7 protein-coding genes are annotated in these 8,551 nt (G+C 43.7%); 3 read left to right on the top strand and 4 right to left on the bottom strand.

Annotated features, from left to right (window positions below):
- The 3 genes from A3763_RS08195 to A3763_RS08185 all read right to left on the bottom strand — a co-directional run.
- Positions 1–322, bottom strand: a 322-nt coding sequence (locus tag A3763_RS08195) for a hypothetical protein (RefSeq protein WP_197482848.1), incomplete at its 3' end; no start/stop codon positions are given.
- 126 nt (positions 323–448) lie between these two features.
- Positions 449–895: a universal stress protein gene (locus tag A3763_RS08190; protein ID WP_068633125.1), complete on the bottom strand. Its 447-nt coding sequence runs from the start codon at positions 893–895 to the stop codon at positions 449–451.
- An 80-nt stretch (positions 896–975) separates the two neighbouring features.
- Positions 976–1,938, bottom strand: coding sequence for a LuxR C-terminal-related transcriptional regulator (locus A3763_RS08185; protein WP_068508456.1), 963 nt, complete (start codon positions 1,936–1,938; stop codon positions 976–978).
- A 157-nt stretch (positions 1,939–2,095) separates the two neighbouring features.
- Here A3763_RS08185 and A3763_RS08180 point away from each other — a divergent pair, with 157 nt between their 5' ends.
- Positions 2,096–3,697 (top strand): FAD-binding dehydrogenase, encoded by a 1,602-nt coding sequence (locus A3763_RS08180; RefSeq protein ID WP_068633123.1) that lies wholly within the window; start codon positions 2,096–2,098, stop codon positions 3,695–3,697.
- A 71-nt stretch (positions 3,698–3,768) separates the two neighbouring features.
- Positions 3,769–5,532, top strand: coding sequence for a thiamine pyrophosphate-binding protein (locus A3763_RS08175; RefSeq protein WP_068508453.1), 1,764 nt, complete (start codon positions 3,769–3,771; stop codon positions 5,530–5,532).
- Here the strand turns inward: A3763_RS08175 and A3763_RS08170 are convergent, their stop codons facing one another.
- The gene (locus A3763_RS08170) at positions 5,533–6,981 is read right to left on the bottom strand and encodes a methyl-accepting chemotaxis protein (RefSeq protein WP_068633121.1); all 1,449 of its coding nucleotides are present in this window, start codon (positions 6,979–6,981) and stop codon (positions 5,533–5,535) included. It abuts the gene before it with no gap.
- Positions 6,982–7,211: 230 nt separating this feature from the next.
- Between A3763_RS08170 and recA the strand changes: the two genes are divergently transcribed.
- Positions 7,212–8,249: a recombinase RecA gene (recA, locus tag A3763_RS08165; RefSeq protein WP_068510971.1), complete on the top strand. Its 1,038-nt coding sequence runs from the start codon at positions 7,212–7,214 to the stop codon at positions 8,247–8,249.
- Positions 8,250–8,551 lie beyond the last annotated feature (302 nt).

The following is an 8,551-nucleotide window of genomic DNA, read 5'->3' as shown; positions in this document are numbered from 1 at the left end:
GAGTCTTATGATTAGCAAGGTCATTGTTTGTTATCAGCCCCTTTCCCAAAACGGTTCCCATGACAGCAACGTCTCGGTCTGACTTTCTAAATTTTTTTGCTTGGCTTACAAGAATTTGGTGGCTTAAGTCACCACTTGTGACAAGCGCCATATTGTTAAAAGGGATGTGGAATTCCACTATGTCCGGGTAGGTAGACATTAAACGGTGGAAGAAGGCCAAGGGGTCTCGAGCAAACTCGTTAAGGCATCCTAGAATCACTTGTCCACGTTCTTGGGGTATTGCTTGGTTTGTTTCTGTATAGGTTATCGCGGCTGATGACATTGTATTCCTCATTTTTATATTTATTAAGGAGGGCTTACTTTGCCATAAAATGACTGGTAGTCACAAAGGCTAGGATGAGAAACAGCATTCCAAAATTGGGATGCTGCTATCAACATCTTCGATTATTTAGCTCTTGGGGCAGCGCACTAGCAGTACATCACATTCAGCGAGGTTCAAAATCTTATGAGCTGTAGAGCCTAGCAGTACTTCAAACCCGTGGCGACTATGACTACCTGCAACAATGACATCTGCATTTAGGTTATCTGCCTGTTTAAGGATTTGTTGAGCCGGTGGCCCAAAGCACATAATTAGATTATTTGGATCCAGCCCTGCCTCTTCAATGAAGGGGCGAAGGTAGTCTGCACCCGACTGTGCGAGAGCTTCTTGATCTAATGGAGGCGGTATCTGGCCTGGACTGCCTGCCCAGTCAGCCACAATCAGGTCGAGTACAACGTGAACTAAATGAATTTTGGCTGAAGGATTTTGTTCAGCCAGTGCAGATGCTTTGTTGAGCACTTGTTGCGCGTCTTTGCCGCACTCTAAAGCGACGAGTATACTATTATATAGGCTCATTGGTGATTCTCCTTTATTGTAGCTTTAGTCTAGTTTGGCATGAGCGCGTTTGCTATGTAATGACTTACATCAACCAGCAATTATTTTAGCTCTATGTCTCCCATGAGTTGAGCAAGCTGCTCACGGCTATTAATATTTAACTTATGATAAATACGATATAGATGGTTTGATATTGTTGATGGGCTCAGGCCGAGTTGTTTTGCGATTAATTTAAAGCTTAAACCCTTGGTCACGCCTTTTACGACATCTAGCTCCCTTTGGGTTAGCTGGTCGAGTTTATTTCTTTGGCGAACGCCTATTCGGAAGAGATCTCCCAGCTGCTGAGAGCTAAAGATGTAGTTCTGTTTTTCTCTCTGTTGTTCATTCAAAGGGAGTTTTAAGGGAAGGATTTGCTTTTGCGTATTTAATTCCTTACTTCCTTTAAAGCAAAGCTCGACTATGTCGAGAAACTCTGTTTCGACCTCATGGTAAATGCCGTGACGGTCGCATATCGCGTAGTACTGCTCCTCGCCCTCCGACCTATCTTCCATGCTTAGCATGCAAGCATGAGAGGCAGCTTGTATAAGATGAAATAATACTCGTTGATGTCTTTTCTTTTCGTTATCTGAGAACTTTCTATCTTTGTCAGTGCGGTACACAGAGAGAAGGGTATAGATACCGCTTCTTGAAGCTATGTGTAGTGAACTTAAAATACGTTTTATTCCATGCGGCTCAAAAACCGAGTGATAGATTTCAGAACGATAAAAGTCACTGTCGTTAATTACATCAGCCATATCTACAGCTTCACCAGCATGAGCAAACAAGCTATTGCTGATTGGATTTATTTTAATGTGTTCTATTAAGGTGTCTGGAAAACTAGTTGGTAGATTAAGTGTTGTGTGTGTGTGAAAAGTGCGCGTACTTAAATGTCCGGTGCTCCAGATCGCAGCGTCGATATCAAGAAATGACTGTAATTCGTTTAGGGCCCACTGGCGATAATACTCAATATCAACGCGCTTGGTTGCTCGATATAGGTGACTAATAAATGCTTCGGTTTCACTCATGCCTAGTGGAATCCAGGTAAAGGGCTATTATTGTTAGAATGGTTTTATTTCTTCTATGTCTCAATCTAAGGCCATTAGGCTAATTTTACTATCCTCTTAAGTAAAGAGCTTTGGCAAACTTTGTTTAGTTTATTGATTTGGTAACAAGGCAAGAAAGATGGCAGCTATTAAAAGTGATGTACTTATTGTTGGTGCTGGAATTGCGGGTTTAATTGCGGCGCATGAATGCTTGGAAAAAGGTCTAAGTGTCTCGTTGGTTGATCGAGATATTGAAGGTAATTCCGGTGGCCTGGCAAAGTTGGCGTTTGGTGGTATGGCCTTGGTGGGGACACCACTTCAGGAACGTATGGGCATAAAAGATTCTCCTGAACTTGCCTTAAAAGATTGGCATTCATTCGCTCAGTTCAGTGAACAGGATGAATGGCCTAAACGTTGGGCTGAATACTACGTGCAGAATTCCGCAGAGCGCGTATTTCATTGGCTATGTGACAAAGGCTTAAAGTTCTTTCCGGCCGTAAACTGGGTAGAACGTGGGCTAAATGGCGATGGTAATAGCGTTCCCCGGTATCACGTAATTTGGGGCACTGGTCACCGCTTGGTTGAATTGTTTCTAGAAAAACTGGCTAAGCATTCTAACCGTGATAGTCTTCAGTTCTTTTATCGACATCGTGTAGTTCAGTTGGTATCTGAAAATGGCCGCGTAGTGGGCTGTCGAAGTGAAAGTGAAGAGACTAAAAAGGTAGTAGAGTTTGAGGCTGAGCATACTATTGCTGCATGTGGCGGGATTAACGGCAGTATCGACAAGGTTAGGGAGCATTGGTACAAACCTTGGGGCTTGCCACCGAAAGAAATCCTAAACGGATCTCACCCTTATGCCGATGGCGCATTGCATGAGCTCGTTTCAAATTTGGGGGGGAGTGTTACGCATCTTGATAAAATGTGGAATTATGCGGCAGGTATTCCGCATCCTCAGCCACAATTTGAAGGCCATGGCTTAAGCTTGATCCCATGTAAATCTGCTTTGTGGCTTGACGCTAAAGGCAATCGTATTGGCCCTGATCCACTCGTTACTGGTTTTGACACAAATGAGTTATGTCGTCGCGTTGCCCAGCTAGAAGAACCTTATACCTGGCAGGTTTTGAACTGGGGTATCGCTGCAAAAGAATTCGCAATCTCCGGTTCGGAGCATAACCCCTCGATTCGAGACAGAAAGTTACTTAGCTTTTTAAAGGAAATATTGCTAGGAAATCACACGCTAATTGAGAAAATCTCTACTGAAAGTGACCACTTTATCGTTGCACAGAATATGGATGAACTCCTTACCCAGATGAAGGCTCTTGATGATGAAAAAGTTTTGAGCTGTGACAATGTTAAAGCTGCTGTTAGTGATTATGACCAAATGCTATCACGAGGGCCGGCTTTATGGAACGATGACCAGGTTAGGCGTATTCAGCAAGCCAGGGCATGGCGATCCGACAAAGTCAGAACGTGTAAACCTGCCCCCATTGTAAGTGACAAATCCGGTCCGTTAATCGCGATTAAGCTCAGACTCATTTCCAGAAAAAGCCTTGGTGGCATACAGACTAATTTGCAAAGCCAGGTCTTGAGCTCAGAGGGTGCAGCAATTCCAGGCTTGTACGCGATTGGTGAAGCAGCGGGTTTTGGCGGTGGCGGTGCCAGCGGATTTAAGTCTCTAGAGGGCACGTTCTTATCCGGCTGTGTACTGACGGCGCGTAGCGCAATTGACGCAATCAACTAATACTAAGGGCAGATGTAATACATTTTCCCTGTAATAAATTTATATAGAAAAAAGAATCTTAAAGGTGATACATGAAGAAAACAGGCGCTTGGCTAGTTAGGTATGCACTCGAGCAACTTGGGATTTCACATACATTTGGTATACCGGGTGTTCACAATACCGAGATCTATGATGAGTTAAATAAGTCGGCCACCATTCAGCCTATGCTCGTTACTCATGAAGGCTGTGGCGCGTTCATGGCAGATGCTGTTAGTAGAACCAGTGATACGGTTGGTGCAATGCTTATCGTTCCTGCGGCAGGCGCTACGCATGCAGCTAGTGGTATTGGCGAAGCATTTCTTGACGGTATTCCAATGCTGGTGTTGTCGGGTGGTGTGCGGAGCGATTCAGACTTTGAATACCAGCTTCACGATATGGATCAGCATGCGATGCTAGCGCCAATTACCAAGGCAACATTTAAGGTAGCTCACCAGAAAGATATTATTAGAACGCTATATAAAGCCTACGAAATTGCGACGAGTGGCGAACCAGGGCCAGTATTTGTTGAGATACCAGTGAATATACAGCTTTATACGGCGGAGGTTGAACGACAAATAACGTATGCCGAATTTTTAAGTGAAAAGGCGCTTGTCGAGTCTGGTCATTTTGAACAGCAGCTAGATGAAGCGGTCGATATCTTAATTAAGGCTAATAAGCCCGGATTGTTTTTGGGCTGGGGAGCGGTGGACGTTTCTGATGTTGCTACGCAAGTCGCTAGCTTGCTTGGCGCACCGGCATCTACTACCTTGCAAGGCTTAAGCTCCTTTCCGGCAAATGATCCTATGCATACGGGAATGAGTTTTGGGGCTGCAGCAGTGCCTGCCGCAACGAAAGCATTTGAAGATTGCGACGCTTTGCTTGCGGTAGGGACTCGTTTTGGAGAAATTGGTACAGGTAGCTTTGGCGTTACGGTTCCTGAATCTTTGATTCATATTGACATTAACCCTAAAGTTCTCAATACAAACTACCCAGCGAAAGTAGCGATCCAGGGAGATGCAAATGAGGTCTTGCCCGCGTTATTACGTAAGCTCAAAGCTAAAATACATGAGAATAATATCTGTTTTGATGCGCGTTATAAGGAAGTGAGTCAGCTCATCTCAGAGCAAAAGGCTTCGTATAAACAAGAGTGGTATAAGCACGATAGTGGTTCTCGTGTTAATCCAGCTTTATTCTTTGATGCCTTAAGGAAAAGGCTGCCTGATGACGGTTATGTAGTGGTTGATGACGGTAACCATACCTTCTTAACGGCAGAACTTATGCCTATTCATACAGCGAGAACCATGATTTCGCCTACCGACTTCAATTGCATGGGTTATGCTGTCCCTGCGACTATCGGAACAAAGCTTCTTAATCCTGAAAAAGACGTTGTCAGTATTATTGGTGATGGTGCATTTTTGATGACGTGCATGGAAATTACAACGGCAAGCAAGAATGGCTTGGGTGCAATTTTTACCATATTTAATGATGGCGAGTTATCCCAAATATCACAAGCTCAAGAGGTGCCGTATAACAGGAAAACTTGTTCGGTTCTTGCGGATACGAGAATGCAGGGTGTAGCGATGGCTACTGGCGCAGCTTATGTCCGGATCGATGAGAATTCCGATATAGATGAAATGTTGGATGAAGCTTGGAGAATCAGCAAAGCGGGTCAGCCAGTCGTGTTAGATGTAAATATTGATTACAGTAAACAGACCCGATTTACGAAGGGTATTGTGGGAACAAACCTTAAGCGTTTGCCCCTCAACATGAAGGTCAGAATGATTAGTCGGGCTTTAGTAAGGAAAGTGACCTGCTAGCTATTTATTCACGACGTTTGCTAGCTTCTCTGAAACGTCGCTAAGCTTTGTCGTCATTGTGCTCAGGTTTTGAATTGACTCCAGTAGGTGTATAACAGCGTAAGCGTTATTGTTATTTACCTCGCCAACATTCTGCGAGGCAGCACTGACTTGTGTCATGTTGTCTTGCAGTTTATTGATTACCTTGGATACTTTTTCAATTTGTTCTGAAACTTCAATAACCGAGGCCGATGTATTCTCCAGTACTGCTTCTGAGTGAAGTACTATCTCGACGCCCTTATCAACGTCTACTGACCCTTGTTTTATTACATCGGTAATTTCTTGGGCAGACTCATCACAGCGAATTGATAAGCTTCTGATTTCGTCAGCAACGACGGCAAAGCCACGCCCCCTGTCACCAGCACGTGCAGCTTCGATTGTTGCGTTTAATGCAAGTAAGTTCGTTTGGCTAACGATACCGGAAATGACCTGAATAACATCTTCAATTTTTGAGAAGCTTTGTTTGATCTTATCCATGCTTTCTGTTGTTTTCTTCATGGAGTCTGCGGTAGATGTGACATTTGCTTGTGTAGTTCTTGTCACAGTTTCAATTTCTCTCACAAGAGAAGATGTCTCGCTAAGCGTTGTTTGCGTTTCGCTAACTGTTGCATCAATCTGCTCAGAAGCCTCGAGTTGAGAATGTGCGCCGTTTTCAATTGACTGGCTATCACTGTTCATTTTTTTGATGTTTTCTAGCAAGGATCTTGATGAGGTGGATAGGGTATGGCATGTCGACTTGGCTTCATTCAGAATCTCTCCTAAGCGCTGTGAGTTCTTTTCGGCCGAAATTACCAGACTACTTGTCTCTTCATTTGCTTGGATTGCTTCAGCTAGTGATTCTTGCCTTATGCGAAAAGCATAGCTCTGGCCAAGCCATATAATGATCATTGGCAATAAGTAGCCGGAATAGGTGTCTATAAGCTTCTGGCTTTCACTGAAAGGATAGTTGTCCCATACCACACCGCTGCGATCGAAGTACACCAATAAGCCAATGCTAGTGAATGAGGTGCAAAACCAAAATAGTCCAGACTTTCTGTTGGCTAATAGATAGGCAATACAAACCAGGGTCGGAATCCAAAATATATGTGAAGAATGTAAGCCGCCAAGGCTGTAGATCATATTGAAGCCATGAGGGAAGGCCCCAACCATTAGCATGTTAGCAACTACGTTTGGAGAGCACTTGAGTCTCACAAGGGTGCTTGAAATAAGCGACATGAGAAGCCCAATCGAAGATGATACTACAAGCGCGGTATAGTCGGCCTTAGTCCATTTAATAATGCTGTAAATCATTACCAGGTTGGTAAAGAACTGGAAGTAAAGTAATAAGCGATAGCGAACCTGAAGCTCTTTGCTTATTGAGTGGGGCTTAGGCCAAAAGAACTGGATGTAATGTTTCAACGGGTCAAGCATGTATTTTGCAATCCAAGGCGGTTAAAGGTACTAATAATAAAACTATAGACCTAAAACAGTAGTAAGTCACCTTGGCCAACGCTCGCGTTTGGACGAACGAAAAATAATGAAAAAAATATTGGACAGTTAGTATTTAACTGCACATAATACTGATTATGTATACAGTATAAATTACTGGTCGTAATATTTAGTTATGGCCTGCAAAGAGTTATTAGTTAGGGGATATTTAAATGGAAGACAACAAAAAGAAAGCTTTAGGTGCTGCACTTTCTCAGATAGAGCGTCAGTTTGGTAAGGGTGCAATAATGAAGATGGGCGACCAGCCCAGAGAGGCGATCCCCTCTGTATCAACTGGCTCTCTAGGCCTGGATATTGCTTTGGGAATTGGTGGTCTTCCTTATGGTCGTATTGTTGAAATTTATGGCCCCGAAAGTTCTGGTAAAACAACACTTACATTGCAGGTTATTGCAGAGGCGCAAAAGCAAGGTAAAACCTGTGCGTTTGTTGATGCTGAACATGCTTTGGATCCAATTTACGCAGAGAAGTTAGGCGTCAACGTTGATGAGCTTTTGGTTTCTCAGCCAGATACCGGAGAGCAGGCATTAGAGATCGCCGATATGCTTGTACGCTCAGGTGCTGTTGATGTATTAATTATTGACTCAGTTGCTGCCTTAACGCCAAAAGCTGAAATCGAAGGGGATATGGGTGATAGTCATATGGGCTTGCAGGCGAGACTTATGTCGCAGGCACTTCGTAAGATTACGGGTAATATTAAAAATGCTAATTGCTTGTGTATTTTCATCAACCAAATTCGTATGAAGATCGGCGTAATGTTTGGCAACCCTGAGACAACAACCGGTGGTAACGCCTTAAAATTCTATTCATCGGTACGTTTGGATATTCGTCGTACCGGCGCGGTAAAACAGGGCGACGAAATTATTGGTAACGAAACGCGAGTTAAGGTTGTAAAAAACAAGGTTTCACCACCATTCAAACAGGCAGAGTTCCAGATCCTTTACGGCAAGGGTATATACCGCATGGGGGAAATCATAGATCTCGGTGTTAAGGAAGGCTTGGTAGATAAGGCTGGCGCATGGTACAGCTACAACGGCGACAAGATCGGGCAGGGTAAGGCTAATGCTGCCAACTTCTTGAAAGAGAACCCCGAAATCGCTGAAGATATTGAGGGCAAGGTTCGAGAAAAATATATGCCTAAGATTGAGCCTGCAGAAGGGGGTGACGCACCTGAACTGGCTTTGGAGCTGTAACTTATTTATATTTTGTGGCTAAATTTACGAAGATAATTTTACTAAGAGTAAAGTTATCTTCGTTATTTAATACAAGTAGTAAGTGATAAGATTGTTTGAGGGGGGGAATGGCAAGCCTTTTAATCAGCTTCAAACGATATACCTTGCGCTCCCTCTCTTGCTATTCATTAATTTTTTATCTACCCTGATCGCTTGTTTGGTCTGTTAAGCTATCAACGGCATCAACGGCATCAACGGCATCAACGGCATCAACGGCATCAACGGCATCAACGGCATCAACGGCATCAACGGCATCAACGGCA

Source organism: Oleiphilus sp. HI0128 (genome assembly GCF_001635365.1).
The sequence above is the reverse complement of the archived record's forward strand: the minus strand, read 5'-3'. Positions and strand labels throughout refer to the sequence as shown.